Origin of the sequence: Variovorax sp. TBS-050B (genome assembly GCF_029893635.1) — a bacterium.
Lineage (GTDB): Bacteria > Pseudomonadota > Gammaproteobacteria > Burkholderiales > Burkholderiaceae_C > Variovorax.
In genome coordinates this window covers 4055903-4071290 of sequence record NZ_JARXYR010000002.1, presented here as the reverse complement: position 1 = coordinate 4071290, position 15388 = coordinate 4055903, and the positions used below count along the sequence as shown (strand labels likewise).

Annotated in this window: 11 protein-coding genes; all 11 read left to right on the top strand. The window is 67.8% G+C overall.

Annotation, left to right across the window (positions count from 1 at the left end; translation table 11 throughout):
• Positions 1–32 precede the first annotated feature (32 nt).
• The 11 genes from M2165_RS21815 (at position 33) to typA (ending at position 15383) form a co-directional block, all read left to right on the top strand.
• Positions 33–1829, top strand: a complete 1797-nt coding sequence (locus M2165_RS21815; protein ID WP_280816673.1) for an extracellular solute-binding protein — start codon at positions 33–35, stop codon at positions 1827–1829.
• 19 nt (positions 1830–1848) lie between these two features.
• Complete coding sequence (gene yejB, locus M2165_RS21810; RefSeq protein WP_280816672.1) at positions 1849–2883, top strand: microcin C ABC transporter permease YejB; 1035 nt, start codon at positions 1849–1851, stop codon at positions 2881–2883.
• The gene (locus tag M2165_RS21805) at positions 2876–3919 is read left to right on the top strand and encodes an ABC transporter permease (protein WP_280816671.1); all 1044 of its coding nucleotides are present in this window, start codon (positions 2876–2878) and stop codon (positions 3917–3919) included. Before yejB ends, M2165_RS21805 begins: the two co-directional genes overlap by 8 nt.
• Complete coding sequence (locus M2165_RS21800) at positions 3916–5556, top strand: dipeptide ABC transporter ATP-binding protein (protein ID WP_280816670.1); 1641 nt, start codon at positions 3916–3918, stop codon at positions 5554–5556. Before M2165_RS21805 ends, M2165_RS21800 begins: the two co-directional genes overlap by 4 nt.
• Before the next feature lie 18 nt (positions 5557–5574).
• Complete coding sequence (locus tag M2165_RS21795; protein ID WP_280816669.1) at positions 5575–6774, top strand: YbfB/YjiJ family MFS transporter; 1200 nt, start codon at positions 5575–5577, stop codon at positions 6772–6774.
• A 169-nt stretch (positions 6775–6943) separates the two neighbouring features.
• Positions 6944–7588 carry a ribosome maturation factor RimP gene (gene rimP, locus M2165_RS21790; protein WP_280816668.1) on the top strand — a complete coding sequence of 215 codons (645 nt, stop codon included), beginning with the start codon at positions 6944–6946 and terminating at the stop codon, positions 7586–7588.
• Positions 7589–7604: 16 nt separating this feature from the next.
• The gene (gene nusA, locus M2165_RS21785) at positions 7605–9089 is read left to right on the top strand and encodes a transcription termination factor NusA (protein ID WP_280816667.1); all 1485 of its coding nucleotides are present in this window, start codon (positions 7605–7607) and stop codon (positions 9087–9089) included.
• 24 nt (positions 9090–9113) lie between these two features.
• The gene (gene infB / locus M2165_RS21780; RefSeq protein ID WP_280816666.1) at positions 9114–12074 is read left to right on the top strand and encodes a translation initiation factor IF-2; all 2961 of its coding nucleotides are present in this window, start codon (positions 9114–9116) and stop codon (positions 12072–12074) included.
• 143 nt (positions 12075–12217) lie between these two features.
• Positions 12218–12589 carry a 30S ribosome-binding factor RbfA gene (gene rbfA / locus M2165_RS21775; RefSeq protein WP_070060772.1) on the top strand — a complete coding sequence of 124 codons (372 nt, stop codon included), beginning with the start codon at positions 12218–12220 and terminating at the stop codon, positions 12587–12589.
• A 2-nt stretch (positions 12590–12591) separates the two neighbouring features.
• Positions 12592–13548, top strand: coding sequence for a tRNA pseudouridine(55) synthase TruB (gene truB / locus M2165_RS21770; protein WP_280816665.1), 957 nt, complete (start codon positions 12592–12594; stop codon positions 13546–13548).
• Complete coding sequence (gene typA / locus M2165_RS21765) at positions 13545–15383, top strand: translational GTPase TypA (RefSeq protein WP_280816664.1); 1839 nt, start codon at positions 13545–13547, stop codon at positions 15381–15383. Before truB ends, typA begins: the two co-directional genes overlap by 4 nt.
• Positions 15384–15388 lie beyond the last annotated feature (5 nt).

The window sequence follows — 15388 nt, the reverse complement described above, 5'->3', positions numbered from 1 at the left end:
TGCCTCTTGAAAATCTTGGGCAGAATTCTCGCATGCGAGGTTGGCTGCTCTTTTTCTTGGCGCTCTCGGCGGCTCCTTCGTGGGCCGCCCATGCCTACGCGCAATTCGGCGACATCAAGTACCCGCCGGGCTTCACCCATTTCGGCTACGTGAACCCCGATGCGCCCAAGGGCGGCGAATTCAGGCTGGTGCCGCCGACGCGGCCCACCAACTTCGACAAGTTCAATCCGTTCACGCTCAAGGGCACGGCGCCCTCGGGCATCGGACCGCTGATGTTCGAGAGCCTGATGACGGGCAATTCGGAGGAGCCGACCACCGTCTACGGCCTGCTGGCCGAGGACGTGGAGGTGGCGCCCGACCGTCGCTCGGCCACCTTCCGCATCCATCCCAAGGCCCGGTTCAACGACGGCTCGCCGGTGCTGGCGGCCGACGTGGTGCATTCGTTCCAGACCCTGACGGGCCCGCTCGCGGCGCCGCAGTTCAAGACCATCTACGCCGAAGTCAGCAAGGTGACGGCGCTTGGCGAGCGCACGGTGCGCTTCGACTTCTCGAGCCCGAATCGCGAGCTGCCGCTGGTGGTCGGCGGCATGGCGGTGTTCAGCCGCAAGTGGGGCGCCGGCAAGCCCTTCGACCAGGTCGTGACCGAGGTGCCGATCGCCTCCGGTCCCTACCGGCCGGCGAGCGACCGGCTCGGCCGCGACATCACCTACGTGCGCCGCGCCGACTACTGGGGCGCCGACCTGCCGGTGCGCAGGGGCCTCTTCAATTTCGACCGCGTCGCCTACAAGGTCTACCTGGACGAGACCGCGCGCTTCGAGGGCCTCAAAGCCGGCGAGTTCGACTTCATGCGCGAATTCACCTCCCGCAACTGGGCGCGCCAGTACAAGGGCAAGCAGTTCGACAGCGGCGAGATCGTCAAGCGTGCGTTCGAGAACCAGAACCCCGGCGATTTCCAGGGCTACATCTTCAATACCCGCCGCGACAAGTTCAAGGACGTGCGCGTGCGCCGCGCCATCGGCCTGGCGATGGATTTCGAATGGCTCAACCGGCAGCTGTTCTACGGCATCTACAAGCGCGTGCAGGGCTACTTCCCGAACAGCGAGTTCCATGCCGAAGGCCTGCCCAAGCCCGACGAACTCGCGCTGATGGAGCCGCTGCGCGACAAGCTCCGGCCGGAGGTGTTCGGGCCCGCGGCCGTGCCTGCGAGCACCGAGCCGCCCGGCAGCCTGCGCGACAACCTGCGCCAGGCGAGGGCGCTGCTCGCCGAGGCAGGCTGGACCTACCGCGACGGCGCACTGCGCAACGCGAAGAACGAGCCGTTCACGATCGAGTTCCTCAACGACCAGCCTTCGATGATCCGCGTGGCCACGCCGCTGCAGGGCGCGCTGAAGAAGCTCGGCATCGAGATGAGCTTTCGCACCGTCGACTTCTCGCTCGCGCAGCAGCGCATGGACAACCACGACTTCGACATGACGTCGCGGCGCATTCCGGGCAGCACCGCGCCGGGCGGCGAGCTGTTCGAGCTGTTCGGCGCCAAGGCGGCGGGCACGAACGGATCGGCCAATTCCTGGGGCATCGCCGATCCGGCGGTCGACGCGATCATCGCCAAGGTGGTCGCGGCCACCACGCGGCCCGAGCTCGCCACGGCGATGCGCGTGCTCGACCGCGTGCTGTCGCACGGGCACTATTCGATCCCGATGTACTACGGCGACGCGTTCCTGATCGGCTATCGGCCGGCCGGCGTGGTGCTGCCGCCGACCATCCCGCCGTACTACGATGCCGGCGACTGGGCGCTCTCGACCTGGTGGGCCTCGCCCGCCAACAAGTGAAGAACAGGCATCCTTCCGAATGGCCAGCTACATCCTCAAGCGCCTGCTGCTGATGATCCCGACGCTTCTGGGCGTGCTGCTGGTCACCTTCGCGGTGATCCAGTTCGTGCCGGGCGGCCCGGTCGAGCAGATGGTCGCGCAGCTGCAGGGCCGCGACTCGGGCGGCGAGCGCGCGGCGGCCGGCGGTGCAGGCTATCGCGGCCGCCAGGGCCTGGATCCGCAGCGCATCGAGGAGATCAAGAAGCTCTATGGCTTCGACAAGCCGGCGCACGAGCGCTTCTGGCAGATGCTGCAGTCCTTCGCCCGGCTCGACCTCGGCCAGAGCTTCTACCAGCGCAAGGCCGTGTGGGACCTGGTCAAGGAAAAGCTGCCGGTGTCGATCAGCCTGGGCCTCTGGACCTTCTTCATCAGCTACCTGATCGCGGTGCCGCTCGGCGTCGCGAAGGCGGTGCGCGCGGGGTCGCGCTTCGACTTCGTGACCACGCTGATCGTGCTGATCGGCTATGCCATTCCGGGTTTCGTGCTCGGCGTGGCGCTGCTCGTGGTCTTCGGCGGGCAGCTGCAGTGGTTTCCGCTGCGCGGCCTGACCTCGCCGAACTGGGAGACGCTGAGCTGGGGCGCGAAGATCGTCGACTACCTGTGGCACATCGCCTTGCCGGTGACCGCGATGGTGCTCGGCAGCTTCGCGGTCACGGCCATGCTGACGAAGAACTCCTTCCTCGAGGAGATCCGCAAGCAGTACGTGCTGACCGCGCGCGCCAAGGGCCTCGCGGAGCGGCAGGTGCTCTGGAAGCACATCTTCCGCAATGCGCTGATCCCGATCATCACGGGCTTTCCGGCCGCCTTCATCGGCGCCTTCTTCACCGGATCGCTGCTGATCGAGACGCTGTTCTCGCTCGATGGGCTGGGCCTGCTGAGCTACGAGAGCGTGATCCGGCGCGACTATCCGGTGGTGCTCGGCACGCTGTTCCTGTTCACGCTGATCGGTCTCGTGACCAAGCTGATTTCCGACCTCTGCTACGTCTGGGTCGACCCGAGGGTGAAGTTTGATTGATGCGCCGCCTGTTTCGCTGAGCCCCGGCCGCCGCGCCTGGCGCCGGTTCCGCCGCAATCCGCTGGGCTTCTGGAGCCTGGTGCTGTTCTCCATCCTGGTGGTGCTGAGCCTGTTCGCCGAAGTGCTCTCCACCGACAAGCCGCTCGTGGTGCGCTACGAGGGGCAGACCTACTTCCCGGTGCTGCGCGACTACCCGGAGAAGACCTTCGGCGGCGACTTCGAAACGCCGGCCGACTACCTCGACCCCTTCATCCGCCAGCGCATCACCAGCGGCGACAACTGGGCGCTCTACGCGCCCAACCCCTACGGCCCGCAGACGCTCAACTACTTTGCCAAGTTGCCGAACCCGGCCGCACCGTCGCGCGACAACCTCTTCGGCACCGACGACCGCGGGCGCGACCTGCTGGCCCAGCTGATCTACGGGTTTCGCGTGAGCGTGCTGTTCGCGCTCGCGCTCACTGCCATCGGCGTGGTGCTGGGCATCGCGACCGGCGCGATCCAGGGCTTCTTCGGCGGCAAGACCGACCTCGCGTTCCAGCGTTTCATCGAGATCTGGGGATCGATGCCCGAGCTGTACCTGCTCATCATCTTCAGCGCCATCTTCTCGCCGAGCGTCGCGCTGCTGCTGATCCTGCTGAGCCTGTTCGGCTGGATGGGTTTGTCCGACTACGTGCGCGCCGAGTTCCTGCGCAACCGCCAGATGGACTACGTGCGCGCCGCGCGCGCGCTCGGCGTGGGCAACCTGCAGATCATGTGGCGCCACATCCTGCCCAACAGCATGGTGCCGGTCGTGACCTTCCTGCCGTTCCGCATGAGCGCGGCGATCCTCGCGCTGACCTCGCTCGACTTCCTCGGGCTGGGCGTGCCGCCCGGCACGCCGTCGCTCGGCGAACTGCTGAGCCAGGGCAAGGCCAACATCGACGCCTGGTGGATCTCGCTGTCCACCTTCGGCGTGCTGGTGGTCACGCTGATGCTGCTGACCTTCATGGGCGACGCGCTGCGCGATGCGCTCGATCCGCGAAAGGCCGAGAAATGACGGCGCCTCTACTCGGCACCGGTGAACCCTCGCTGCTGGAGGTGCGCGGCCTGCGCGTTGCCTTCGGCGGCAAGGCGGTGGTGCACGGCATCGATCTCAACATCGCGCCCGGCGAGAAGCTGGCGCTCGTGGGCGAGTCGGGTTCCGGCAAGACGGTCACGGCGCTGTCGCTGCTGCGGCTGGCGCAGAACGCCGAACTGGCCGGCAGCGCGATCCTGTCGGGCGCATCGCCGGGCTCGACGCCGCGCGACCTGCTGTCGCTGCCGGAACGCGAGCTGCGCGGCATCCGCGGCAAGGAGATCGCGATGATCTTCCAGGAGCCGATGACCGCGCTCAACGCGCTCTACACCGTGGGCGACCAGATCGCCGAGGTGCTCGAACTGCACGAAGGCCTCTCGCCGCGCGCCGCCCAGGAGGCCGCCGTGCAACTGCTCGCCGACACCGGCATTCCCGAGCCGGCGCGGCGGGCGAGGGCGTTTCCGCACCAGCTCTCGGGCGGGCAGCGGCAGCGCGCGATGATCGCCATGGCGCTGGCCTGCAAGCCGCGCCTGCTGCTGGCCGACGAGCCGACCACCGCGCTCGACGTCACCGTGCGCGCCCAGATCCTCGAGCTGCTGGCCGATCTGCAGCGCCGCCACGGCATGGCCGTGCTGCTGATCACGCACGACCTGAACCTGGTGCGCCGCTTCGCCGACCGCGTGGCCGTGATGGAGAACGGCCACGTCGTCGAGCATGGCGCGGTGGCAACCGTCTTCGAAGCGCCGCAGCATGCCTACACGCGCAAGCTGATCGACAGCCATCCCGAGCGCCAGGTCGCCCCCGTGGCGGATGCTGGCGCGCGGCCGCTGCTCGAAGCCACCGGCCTGCGCGTGAGCTATCCGGTGCCGCGGCCCGGCGTGGCGGGCTGGTTCCGCAAGGGCGAGTTCGTCGCGGTGCAGGGCGCAGACTTCCGCATCGCGCCCGGCGAGACGCTCGGCGTGGTCGGCGAGTCCGGCTCGGGCAAGTCGACGCTGGCGCTGGCGGCGCTCGGCCTTCTGAAGCACCAGGGCGCGCTCGCGGTCGACGGCAGGGGCTGGGCGGCCGGCCGCAACGCCGACCTCGCGCTGCGCCGCCTGATGCAGGTGGTGTTCCAGGACCCGTTCTCCTCGCTGTCGCCGCGCATGACGATCGAGCAGATCGTCGGCGAGGGGCTGCGCGTGCATGCCCCCGAGCTCGACCGCCGGCAACGCCGCGAACGGGCGCTCGCGGCACTGGCCGACGTGGGGCTCGGCGAGGCGCAGTTTCCCGCGCTGCTCGACCGCTATCCGCACGAATTCTCGGGCGGGCAGCGCCAGCGGCTCGCGATCGCGCGTGCGCTGATCGTCGACCCGCGGCTGCTGGTGCTCGACGAGCCCACGAGCGCACTCGACGTGACGATCCAGAAACAGGTGCTCGGTCTGCTCCAGCGCCTGCAGCGCGAACGCGGACTGAGCTACCTGCTGATCACGCACGACGTCGAGGTGATCCGGGCCATGGCGCACCAGGTCATCGTGATGAAGGACGGCGCCATCCTCGAAGCCGGGCCGGTCGAACGCGTGCTCGACGCGCCCGCGCATCCCTACACGCGCAAGCTGGTGGCCGCCGCGTTGCTGGAATAGAAAAGAAGAACTCCAAAGATGTCGCAGAACGGACAAGGACGGCGCGGTGCCTGGCGCGCGGCGCTGGCCTGCATGGTGACCTTGGCGGTGGCCATGGGGCTGGGGCGCTTCGCGTTCACGCCCATGCTGCCGATCATGCTGCACGAGGGCAAGCTCGAACTCGCGGGCGGCGGGCTGCTCGCTTCGCTCAACTACCTCGGCTACTTCCTCGGCGCCGTCAGCTGTGCCGCGATCGGCATCTCCGCCAAGCGCATGGTGCGCGGCGGCCTCGTCGCCACGGCCCTGCTGCTGGTCGGCATGGGGGTGCTCCACAGCTTCGCGAGCTGGGGCGTGCTGCGCACCGCGGCCGGGGTGATGAGCGCCTGGGTGTTCGTGTTCGCCTCGGGCTGGGGACTGCGGCGGCTGGCGGAAACCCATTCCCCGGCGCTGGCCGGCGTGATCTACACCGGCCCGGGCATCGGCATCGCGATGACCGGCCTGCTGGGCGGCGCGCTGGGGCGCTGGGGCTCGGAAGCGGGCTGGATCGGCCTGGGCGTGCTCGCGGCGGTGCTGGTGGCGGTGATCTGGCGCATCTTCGACGACGGCGAGGCGCCCGCGGCCGGTGCGGCGGGGGGCGCGCCCGCGGCGACGCCGCGTCCGACGGCCTCCGACAGTGCGCGCAGCGATGCGATCTGGCTCGTGGCGCTCTACGGCCTGGCCGGCTTCGGCTACATCATCACCGCCACCTTCCTGCCGGTGATCGCGCGCCAGGCGCTGCCCGGTTCGGTCTGGCCGGACTATTTCTGGCCGCTGTTCGGCCTGGCGATCATTCCCGGCGCGCTGATCGGCGCACGGGCGCCCATGCACTGGGACAACCGGCTGCTGCTGGCGGTGGCGTACGCGCTGCAGGCGCTCGGCGTGGTGCTGTCGGTGGCGTGGCCGACGATCGGGGGCTTCGCGCTCGGCAGCCTGCTGCTCGGCATGCCGTTCACCGCGATCACGCTTTTCGCGATGCGGGACGCCCGCCGCCTGCGCGGCAATGCCGCGGCGGGGCTGATCGGCTACGCCACGGCGTCCTACGGGGTGGGGCAGATCATCGGGCCGCTTTTCGCGGCGCCGCTGGCCCAGCGCACCGGCTCCTTCGAGCTGCCGCTGCTGGTGGCGGCCGGGGCGCTGGCCCTCGGCGCGGCCCTGTTCGCGCTGGTCTGGTCCAGATCCCGGGTGCGGCAGGCATCTTGAGCCGCGGCTGCCCCTTCATTTATCTCGGGAATAGCATATAATTCGAGGCTCACGACCAAACGGGCGGGTACCAACCGCCCGTTTTTTTTGGTCTATCCAATTTCAATGCGTGGCACCCGTGGCGGGCGGGTGGCGCGCATAAGCATTTTTACAAGGCGTCTTCGAACACGTGGCATTGCAGCAGACAGTGGAACAAACCGTTGCCGGACTCGGCTACGACCTGGTCGAGATCGAACGCTCGGCCGGGGGATTGCTGCGCGTGACGATTGATTTGCCCTGGAAAGCCCCCACCTCCGAAGCTGCCGCGGCCGGCGTGCCCGAACCCTTCGTGACGGTCGAGGACTGCGAGAAGGTCACGCGGCAATTGCAGTTCGCGCTCGAGGTGGACGGCGTCGATTACAAGCGGCTCGAGGTTTCCTCGCCGGGTATTGACCGCCCGCTTCGCAATGCGCAGGATTTCGAGCGTTTCGTCGGCGAGGTGATCGACATCACGCTCAAGGCGCCCATGGGTGCCGCGGCGGCAGGGCAGGTGAATGCCAACCGCAAGAAGTTTCGCGGCACGCTCGAGCGTGTCGAGGCGGCCGACGGTGCCGCGGGCTGGCAGATCGTCTGGAGCGATGCGCCCGAGCCCAAGCCAGGACAAAAAGTGAGCAAGAAGCGCGCGCCTGCACCGCTGCATGCGCTCGGCTTCACGCTGGACGAGCTGCGCGAGGCGCGGCTCGCGCCGATCGTGGATTTCAAGGGCCGCAGGGCCAACAAAACCCAGCCGGGTTTTTCGGATATTGATGACGGAACGGCGAACGTTCCGGACTGACTGAAGGAGTGGTGGCATGAATCGCGAAATGTTGATGTTGGTGGATGCGATCTCGCGCGAGAAGAACGTCGAGCGCGACGTGGTCTTCGGCGCGGTCGAATCCGCGCTGGCGCAAGCCACCAAGAAGCTCCACCAGGGCGACGTGGACATCCGCGTCTCGGTCGACCGCGAGAGCGGCGACTATGAAACCTTCCGCCGCTGGCACGTCGTCCCCGACGAGGCCGGCCTGCAGCTGCCCGACCAGGAGATCCTGCTGTTCGAGGCGCGCGAGGAAATGCCCGACATCGAGGTCGACGAGTACATCGAGGAAGCGGTCGAGTCCGTGCCGATCGGCCGGATCGGCGCGATGGCGGCCAAGCAGGTCATCCTGCAGAAGATCCGCGATGCGGAGCGCGAGATGCTGCTCAACGACTTCATGTCGCGCGGCGACAAGATCTTCGTCGGCACCGTCAAGCGCCTCGACAAGGGCGACATCATCGTGGAGGCCGGCCGCGTCGAAGGGCGCCTGCGCCGCAGCGAGATGATCGCCAAGGAAAACCTGCGCAACGGAGACCGCGTGCGCGCCATGATCATGGAGGTCGACCTGACGCTGCGCGGCGCGCCGATCATCCTGTCGCGCGCGGCGCCCGAGTTCATGATCGAGCTGTTCCGCCAGGAAGTGCCCGAGATCGAGCAGGGCCTGCTCGAGATCAAGAGCTGCGCCCGCGACCCCGGCTCGCGCGCCAAGATCGCCGTGCTCTCGCACGACAAGCGGGTCGACCCGATCGGCACCTGCGTCGGCGTGCGCGGCACCCGCGTGAACGCCGTGACCAACGAACTCGCGGGCGAGCGCGTCGACATCGTGCTCTGGAGCGAGGACCCGGCCCAGTTCGTGATCGGTGCGCTCGCGCCGGCCAACGTGTCGTCGATCGTGGTCGACGAGGAGAAGCACGCCATGGACGTGGTGGTCGACGAGGAGAACCTCGCGATCGCCATCGGCCGCGGCGGCCAGAACGTGCGCCTCGCTTCCGAGCTCACGGGCTGGAAGATCAACATCATGGACGCCAACGAGTCGGCCCAGAAGCAGGCGAGCGAAACCGACGCCAGCCGCCGGCTCTTCATGGAAAAGCTCGACGTCGACGAGGAAATCGCCGACATCCTCATTTCCGAGGGCTTCACCAGCCTCGAGGAAGTGGCCTACGTGCCGATCTCCGAAATGCTGGAGATCGAGGCTTTCGACGAAGACACCATCAACGAGCTTCGTTCGCGCGCCAAGGATGCGCTGCTGACCATGGAAATCGCCAAGGAAGAGGGCGTCGAGACCGTCTCGCAGAATCTGCGCGACCTCGAAGGCCTGGACCCCGAGCTGATTCCCAAGCTGGCCGAGGCGGGTGTGCACACCCGTGACGACCTGGCCGACCTCGCGGTCGATGAACTCACCGAGATCACCGGCCACAGCGCCGATGACGCCAAAGCCCTCATCTTGAAAGCCCGCGAACACTGGTTCGCCGGCCAAGAGTGACGGTCATGGAGGCACGAAACCAATATGTCCAGTACCACTGTCGCCGAGTTCGCGCACGAGCTCAAGAAGACTCCCGAAACCCTGCTTGACCAGCTCAAGAGCGCAGGCGTGCCCAAGGCGGCCGCCACCGATGCGCTCACCGAGGCCGACAAGCAGCGCCTGCTCGGCTTCCTCAAGGCCAGCCACGGCACCGCCGAGCCCGAGCGCAAGAAGATCACGCTGACCAAGAAGTCGACCAGCGAGATCAAGCAGGCCGACGCCACCGGCCGCGCCCGCACCATCCAGGTCGAGGTGCGCAAGAAGCGCACCTTCATCCAGCGCGACGACGGCCACCTGGCCGCGCCCGAAGCGCCGCCGGCTGCCGAGGCGCCCGCCGCGGCACCCGCCGCGCCGCGCATCGACGAGGCCGAACTCGCCCGCCGCGAGGAAGAAGCGCGCCGCCAGGCCGAGCTGATCCGCCGCCAGGAAGAGGAACTCGCCGAGAAGCGCCGCCAGCGCGAGGAAGCCGAGGCCCGCGCCCGCGAACAGGCCGAGAAGGCCGAGCGCGCCGAACAGGCCGAGCAGGAAGCCGCGCGTATCGCCGCCGAGAAGAAGGCCGCTGCCGCGGCAGCCGCCGCACCCGCGAAGGAAGCGGCGGCCAAGCCGGCCGCCGCGCCTGCCGCCGATGCGGCCGCAGCCGCTGCCGAGCAGCAGGCTGCCGACAGCAAGCTCGCCGCCCAGGCCGCCGCGAACCAGGCCAAGGAAGACGCCAAGGCCAAGGCCGCCGCCGAATCCAAGGCCCGCGCCGACGAAGAGGCTGCGCGCGCCCGCGATCTGGACGAGCGCCGCCGCAAGGCCCTGGCCGAAGCCGAGGCCATCCGCGCCATGATGAACGCACCGGCCCGCGTGCTGGTGCCGCACAAGGCGCCCGAGAAGCCGCAGCCCGAGAAGGCCGCGGTCAAGGGCACGCTGCACAAGCCGGCCGCGCCCGCTGCGCGTGCCGGTGCGCCGGCCGCACCGGGCGCCGCGGCGCCCGCGGGCGGCGCCGGCGGCAAGGAAGTCAAGTCGGCCAAGCTCTCGTCGAGCTGGGCGGGCGACCCGGCCGCCAAGAAGAAGGAAATCAAGACCCGCGGCGATGCCAGCGGCGGCGTCGGCCGCGGCAACTGGCGCGGCGGCCCGCGCGGCCGGCGCGGCAACGACCGCGGCGGCCACGAGGAGCAGCACGTCCAGGCCGCACCGGTCGAGGCGCGCGTGCTCGAAGTACACGTGCCCGAGACCATCACGGTGGCCGAGCTCGCCCACAAGATGGCCGTCAAGGCGCAGGAAGTCATCAAGCAGCTCATGAAGCTGGGCCAGATGGCGACCATCAACCAGTCGCTCGACCAGGACACCGCGATGATCCTGGTGGAGGAAATGGGCCACAACGCGGTGGTTGCCGCGCTGGACGATCCCGAAGCCTTCACCGACGAGGACGTGTCGGCGCAGACCGCCGAGGCGCTGCCGCGTGCACCGGTCGTGACCGTCATGGGTCACGTCGACCACGGCAAGACCTCGCTGCTCGACTACATCCGCCGCGCCAAGGTCGCCGCGGGCGAAGCCGGCGGCATCACGCAGCACATCGGCGCCTACCACGTCGAAACCGAACGCGGCATGGTGTCCTTCCTCGACACCCCGGGTCACGAGGCCTTCACGGCCATGCGTGCCCGCGGTGCGCAGGCCACCGACATCGTCATCCTGGTGGTGGCGGCCGACGACGGCGTCATGCCGCAGACCAAGGAAGCCATCAAGCACGCGAAGGCGGCGGGTGTGCCGATCGTGGTCGCGATCAACAAGATCGACAAGCCCGATGCCAGCCCCGACCGCGTGAAGCAGGAGCTGGTGGCCGAAGAAGTGGTGCCCGAGGAGTACGGCGGCGACGTGCCGTTCGTGCCGGTGTCGGCCAAGACCGGCCAGGGTATCGACGACCTGCTCGAACAGGTGCTGCTGCAGGCCGAAGTGCTCGAACTCAAGGCGCCGGTGGATGCCGCCGCCAAGGGTCTGGTGATCGAAGCCCAGCTCGACAAGGGCCGCGGCCCGGTCGCGACCGTGCTGGTTCAGTCCGGCACGCTCAAGACCGGCGACGTGGTGCTGGCAGGCTCGACCTACGGCCGGGTGCGCGCCATGCTCGACGAAGACGGCAAGCCGACCAAGGCCGCCGGTCCCTCGATCCCGGTCGAGATCCAGGGCCTGACCGAAGTGCCGCAGGCAGGCGACGAGTTCATGGTGATGGGCGACGAGCGCCGGGCGCGCGAAATCGCGACCTACCGTGCAGGCAAGTTCCGCAACACCAAGCTGGCCAAGCAGCAGGCTGCGAACCTGCAGAACATGTTCACCGACCTCTCGGCCGGCGAAGTGCAGACGCTGCGCATCATCATCAAGGCCGACGTGCAGGGCTCGCAGGAAGCGCTGGCCCAGTCGCTGCTCAAGCTGGCGACGGACGAGGTCAAGGTGCAGATCGTGTACGCCGGCGTGGGCGGCATCAGCGAAAGCGACATCAACCTCGCGATCGCCTCGAAGGCCATCGTGATCGGCTTCAACGTGCGCGCCGACGCCGGTGCGCGCAAGCTGGCCGAAGGCAACGGCGTGCAGCTGAACTACTACAGCATCATTTACGACGCCGTCGACGAGATCAAGGTCGCGATGTCGGGCATGCTGGCACCGGAGCGCCGCGAGGAAGTCATCGGCTCGGCCGAGATCCGCACGGTGTTCGTGGCCTCGAAGATCGGCACGGTCGCGGGTTCGTACATCACCTCGGGTTCGGTCAACCGCAGCGCGCATTTCCGCCTGCTGCGCGACAACGTGGTGATCTACACGGGCGAGATCGACTCGCTGAAGCGCATGAAGGACGACGTTCGCGAAGTCCGCGAAGGCTTCGAGTGCGGTATCAAGCTCAAGAACTACAACGACATCAAAGAGGGCGACCAGCTCGAGTTCTTCGAAATCAAGGAGATTGCACGGACGCTGTGATACGGGCAGCCGAACGCAGAAGTCGCAAAGATTTCGCAGAAGTCGCGGAAGAAGAAAAAGTTCTTTTGCCTTCCTTTCGCGATCTCTGCGCAACTTTCGCGGCCTCTGCGTTCTGAACCCGTTTCCGCTCCCGCATTCCTCACATGCCCAAGAGAAAAGCCGCCGCCCCCAACCGCGCCTTCAAGGTCGCCGATCAGATCCAGCGTGATCTGACGGAGCTGATCGCGCGCGAGTTGAAGGATCCGCGCGTGGGCATGGTCACGATCCAGGCGGTCGAGGTCACGCCCGACTATGCGCATGCGAAGGTGTTCTTCAGCCTGCTCACCGGCGACGTGGCCGAGACCACCGAGGCGCTCAACCAGGCCGCGGGCTTCCTGCGCAACGGGCTGTTCAAGCGCCTGCACATCCACACCGTGCCCACGCTGCACTTCCTGTTCGACCGCACCACCGAGCGTGCGGCCGACATGAATGCGCTCATCGCGCAGGCCGTCGCTTCGCGTTCGAAAGACGACTGACGATGAACGCGCCACGCACACGGGTGCAGCGGCGCCCTGTGCATGGGGTGTTGCTGCTCGACAAACCGCTCGGACTTTCCAGCAACCAGGCGTTGCAGAAGGCCAAGTGGCTGCTGCGCGCCGAGAAGGCGGGCCACACCGGCACGCTCGACCCGCTCGCCACCGGCGTGCTGCCGCTGTGCTTCGGCGCGGCCACCAAGTTCAGCCAGCTGCACCTCGACGCCGACAAGACCTACGAGGCCACGGCCCGCCTGGGTGTGCGCACCGCCACCGGTGACGCCGAGGGCGAGGTGATCGCCGAGCGTCCGGTGCAGGTCACGGCCGACGACCTGGCACGCGTCGAGGCACGGTTCACCGGCCCGATCCGGCAGGTGCCGCCGATGCACAGCGCGCTCAAGAAGGACGGCAAGGCGCTGTACGAATACGCGCGCGAAGGCGTGGAGGTCGAACGCGCGCCGCGCGACGTGGTGATCCACGCGCTGCGGCTCGAACGCACCGGCGATGCCGAAGTGCGCATCGTCGCCACCGTGAGCAAGGGCACCTACATCCGCACGCTCGGCGAGGACATCGGCGAGGCGCTCGGCTGCGGTGCGCATCTGCGCGCGCTGCGCCGCACCGCCACCGGCGGCTTCGTGGAGGCGCAGTGCGTCACGCTCGAGGCGCTCGAAGCCATGGACGAGGACGAACGCCTGGCCCGGCTGCTGCCGGCCGAGTCGCTGGTGGACGGCCACAGCCGCGTCACGCTCGGCACGGAAGATGCGGCACGCTTTCTTTCGGGGCTGCGCCGCCGCGGCGACTGGGCCGACGCCGCGCAGGTGGCGGTGTTCGGCACCGCGCCGCCGGCCTTCCTGGGCACGGCCCATGTCACGGCCAACGAACTGATCCCGGGGCGCTTGCTGAACCCCATCGAAATCCAGCAAATTCTTTTGAACGCACAACAGACCGAAGCGACACCATGAGTACCAACAAGCAAATCCGCAATATCGCCATCATTGCCCACGTGGACCATGGCAAGACCACGATGGTGGACCAGTTGCTGCGCCAGTCGGGCACCTTCGCCGAACACGAGAAGGTGGTCGACACCGTGATGGACAACAACGCGATCGAAAAGGAACGCGGCATCACGATCCTGGCGAAGAACTGCGCCGTGAGCTGGAAGGGCACGCACATCAACATCGTCGACACCCCCGGCCACGCGGACTTCGGCGGCGAAGTGGAGCGTGCGCTGAGCATGGTCGACGGCGTGCTGCTGCTGATCGACGCGCAGGAAGGCCCGATGCCGCAGACGCGCTTCGTGACCAAGAAGGCGCTGGCCCTGGGCCTGAAGCCGATCGTGGTGGTGAACAAGGTCGACAAGCCGGGCGCCAATCCCGACAAGGTGGTGAATGCCGCCTTCGACCTGTTCGACAAGCTCGGCGCCACCGACGAGCAGCTCGACTTTCCCGTGGTGTACGCCTCGGGCATCAACGGCTGGTCCTCGATGGAAGAGGGCGCGCCCGGCGAGCAGTGGGGCCCCGACATGTCGGCGCTGTTCGACACCATCCTGAAGCACGTGCCGTCGCAGAAGGGCGATCCCGATGCGCCGCTGCAGCTGCAGATCTCGGCGCTCGACTTCTCCACCTTCGTGGGCCGCATCGGCGTGGGCCGCATCAGCCAGGGCACGCTCAAGCCCATGATGGACGTGCTGGTGATGGAAGGCCCGGACGGCAAGTCCGTGAAGGGTCGCGTCAACCAGGTGCTGACCTTCCAGGGCCTGGACCGCGTGCAGGCCACCGAAGCCGGCCCGGGCGAGATCGTGCTGATCAACGGCATCGCCGACATCGGCATCGGCGTGACCGTGACCGATCCGGCCAACCCGGCGCCGCTGCCGATGCTCAAGGTCGACGAGCCCACGCTGACGATGAACTTCTGCGTCAACACCAGCCCGCTGGCCGGCCGCGAAGGCAAGTTCGTCACCAGCCGCCAGATCTGGGACCGGCTGCAGAAGGAACTGCAGCACAACGTGGCGCTGCGCGTGAACGAGACCGACGAGGAAGGCGTGTTCGAAGTGATGGGTCGCGGCGAACTGCACCTGACCATCCTGCTGGAGAACATGCGCCGCGAAGGCTATGAGATGGCAGTGTCGAAGCCGCGCGTGGTGTTCCGCACCATCGACGGCGAGAAGCACGAGCCGATCGAGCTCGTCACGGCCGACATCGAGGAAGCCCACCAGGGCGGCGTGATGCAGGCGCTCGGCGAGCGCAAGGGCGAGCTCGTCAACATGGAACCGGACGGCCGCGGCCGCGTGCGCCTCGAATACCGCATTCCGGCGCGGGGCCTGATCGGCTTCACCAACGAATTCCTGAACCTGACGCGCGGCTCGGGCCTCATCAGCAACATCTTCGACAGCTACGAGCCGCACAAGGGCGACATCGGCGGCCGCAAGAACGGCGTGCTGATCTCGATGGACGACGGCGAAATCTTCACCTATGCGCTCGGCAAGCTCGACGACCGCGGCCGCATGTTCGTGAAGGCCAACGATCCGGTGTACGAAGGCATGATCGTCGGCATCCACAGCCGCGACAACGACCTGGTGGTGAACGCCACGCGCACCAAGCAGCTGACGAACTTCCGCGTCTCGGGCAAGGAAGACGCGATCAAGATCACGCCGCCGATCGAACTCACGCTCGAATACGGCGTGGAATTCATCGAGGACGACGAGCTGGTCGAGATCACGCCCAAGAGCGTGCGCCTGCGCAAGCGCTTCCTGAAGGAGCACGAGCGCAAGCGGGCGAGCCGCGAAACGGCCGCCTGATCGTG

Excerpts from the sequence above, each read along its gene's own strand:
- truB (WP_280816665.1), top strand. The coding sequence starts at position 12,592 with ATGAACGCGCCACGCACACGGGTGCAGCGGCGCCCTGTGCATGGGGTG.
- nusA (WP_280816667.1), top strand. The coding sequence starts at position 7,605 with ATGAATCGCGAAATGTTGATGTTGGTGGATGCGATCTCGCGCGAGAAG.
- typA (WP_280816664.1), top strand. The coding sequence starts at position 13,545 with ATGAGTACCAACAAGCAAATCCGCAATATCGCCATCATTGCCCACGTG.
- M2165_RS21795 (WP_280816669.1), top strand. The coding sequence starts at position 5,575 with ATGTCGCAGAACGGACAAGGACGGCGCGGTGCCTGGCGCGCGGCGCTG.
- yejB (WP_280816672.1), top strand. The coding sequence starts at position 1,849 with ATGGCCAGCTACATCCTCAAGCGCCTGCTGCTGATGATCCCGACGCTT.
- infB (WP_280816666.1), top strand. The coding sequence starts at position 9,114 with ATGTCCAGTACCACTGTCGCCGAGTTCGCGCACGAGCTCAAGAAGACT.
- M2165_RS21800 (WP_280816670.1), top strand. The coding sequence starts at position 3,916 with ATGACGGCGCCTCTACTCGGCACCGGTGAACCCTCGCTGCTGGAGGTG.
- rbfA (WP_070060772.1), top strand. The coding sequence starts at position 12,218 with ATGCCCAAGAGAAAAGCCGCCGCCCCCAACCGCGCCTTCAAGGTCGCC.
- M2165_RS21815 (WP_280816673.1), top strand. The coding sequence starts at position 33 with ATGCGAGGTTGGCTGCTCTTTTTCTTGGCGCTCTCGGCGGCTCCTTCG.